General features: G+C 58.6%; 2 protein-coding genes and 1 pseudogene. All 3 read right to left on the bottom strand.

Features of this window, described 5'->3' with window-relative positions; translation table 11 throughout:
* Nucleotides 1-1,134 (bottom strand): glycerol-3-phosphate dehydrogenase (gene glpD / locus EN935_RS31815; protein ID WP_127374008.1); only part of this gene is annotated, 1,134 nt, incomplete at its 3' end.
* 126 nt (nucleotides 1,135-1,260) lie between these two features.
* Nucleotides 1,261-2,028, bottom strand: a complete 768-nt coding sequence (locus EN935_RS31810; RefSeq protein WP_109669141.1) for a DeoR/GlpR family DNA-binding transcription regulator — start codon at nucleotides 2,026-2,028, stop codon at nucleotides 1,261-1,263.
* Nucleotides 2,029-2,155: 127 nt separating this feature from the next.
* Nucleotides 2,156-2,302: pseudogene (locus EN935_RS42390) on the bottom strand (aspartate aminotransferase family protein); the annotation flags it as partial.

Raw genomic sequence — 2,302 nt, 5'->3', positions numbered from 1 at the left:
AAAACCCTCGATCTTTTCCAGCATCGATTCCGACAGCCGGCGATAGGTGGTGATCTTGCCGCCGAAGGCGTTGACGATCGGGGCCGCGCCCTCGCCGCCATCGGCCTTCAGCACATAATCGCGCGTCGCTTCCTGCGCCTTGGAGGCGCCGTCATCATAGAGCGGGCGGACGGCCGAATAGGTCCAGACGATGTCCGAGCGCTTGACCGGTTGCGCGAAATATTCGCTTGCCGCGGCGCAGAGGTAGTCGATCTCGGTGTCGCTGATCTTCACGTCATGCGGATCGCCGGGGTAGTCCTGGTCGGTGGTGCCGATCAAGGTGAACTCTTCCTCGTAGGGAATGGCGAAGATGATGCGGCCATCCTTGTTCTGGAAGAAATAGGCGCGCGGATCGTCGAATTTCTTGCCGATGACGATGTGGCTGCCCTGCACGAGGCGGACATTGTGCACGTCGTTGAGGCCGACGACGCCGGAAAGCACATGATCGACCCAGGGTCCGGCGGCATTGACCAGCAGGCGCGCCTTGATCTCCTCCGTCTCGCCGGTCTGCAGGTCCTCGATCTGGACCGTCCACAGACCGTTTTCGCGGCGCGCGCCGACCACTTTCGTACGGGTCCGGACCGTTGCGCCGCGGTCGGCGGCATCACGCGCGTTCAACGCCACCAGTCGCGCATCATTGACCCAGCCATCCGAATACTCGAAGGCCTTCTTGAACAGCGGTTTCAAAGGCTTGCCGGCCGGATCCCTGGCCATGTCCAGCGTCCTAGTCGCCGGCAGCAATTTGCGCCCGCCAATGTGGTCGTAGAGGAAGAGACCGAGCCTGATCAGCCAGGCCGGACGCAGGCCCTTGGCATAGGGCAGCACGAAGCGCATCGGCCAAATGATATGCGGCGCGTTCTTCCACAGAACCTCGCGCTCCATCAGCGCCTCGCGCACCAGGCGGAATTCGTAGAATTCGAGGTAGCGCAGGCCGCCATGGATCAGTTTGGTGGAACCTGAGGAAGTTCCACTCGCCAGATCGTTCATCTCTGCGAGAAAGACGGAAAAGCCACGCCCGACGGCATCGCGGGCGATACCGCAGCCATTGATGCCGCCACCTATGACGAAAATGTCACGGATCGGAGATGCGTCCACAAATTCCTCCAGCGATTTCGCATTGCACCATTTTTGGGCTTTTACGAAACCGTGTCGGAATTATTTCGAAATGATAACGAATGTCAAACGAAATATCACGAGCGCGTGATATCAGGTCGAAACCGCCTAGGTGAGCGACGTCTCGATCAGCTGAACCTCGGCCTCCTGGCAGATCTTGCGCACCGACGGGATGTCGCAACGGTCGGTGATGAAGGTGTTGACCTGCGACAGATGGCCGATGCGCACCGGTGCGGTTCGCTCGAATTTGGTCTGGTCGGAAACCAGGATGACATGCCTTGCATTGGCGATGATCGCCTGCGCCACCTTGACCTCGCGAAAATCAAAGTCGAGCAAGGCGCCGTCATGGTCGATGGCGGATGCGCCGATCACCGCATAGTCGACCTTGAACTGCCTGATGAAATCAACCGCCGCTTCGCCGACCACACCGCCATCGGAACCGCGCACAACACCACCAGCAATCACCACCTCGATCGACGGATATATCCGCATCCTATTGGCAACATTGATGTTATTGGTGATGACCATGAGACCGTTGTGATCGAGCAGCGCCTTGCTGACCGACTCGGTCGTGGTCCCTATGTTGATGAACAGCGAGGCATTGTCGGGGATCAGCCTGGCTGCCGCACGGCCGATCGCCTCCTTCTCGTCGGCAGCGATCTTGCGCCTCGCCTCATACTCCATGTTCTCGATGCCGGACGGGAACAACGCGCCGCCATGGATGCGCGAAAGCAGCCGCTGGTCGCACAGATCGTTGAGATCCTTGCGTATGGTCTGCGGCGTCACATTGAAGTGGGTGGCCAGGTCATCGACCAGCACGCGCCCATGATCCTTGGCCATCTGGATGATTTCGGCATGGCGTGGCGACAGATACATAAGCAACCTCCCGTTTTCGTTTTTCTTGTCTATAGTCGAAAACGAAACCGATGAAAAGGCATAAGCCGGCTAATGAAATACATATGATTGCCAAGGCAAACGCCAACGCAAACCAGATTGTGCCTGATCAAGCTATTCCGCGCGCGATTTCCGTGATGACGGTGAAGGCCATATCGACATCGGCGGCGGTCGCCTCGAACTGACCGATCTGGAAACGGATTGCTATCAGCCCATCGACCTTCGTTTGCGTCAGGTAGATGCGGCCATCGTCGTT

This window comes from Mesorhizobium sp. M7D.F.Ca.US.004.03.1.1, from assembly GCF_003998635.1.
Taxonomy (GTDB): Bacteria; Pseudomonadota; Alphaproteobacteria; order Rhizobiales; family Rhizobiaceae; genus Mesorhizobium; species Mesorhizobium loti.
Note: the sequence above shows the minus strand (reverse complement) of the source record. Positions and strands in the feature narration are given on the sequence as shown.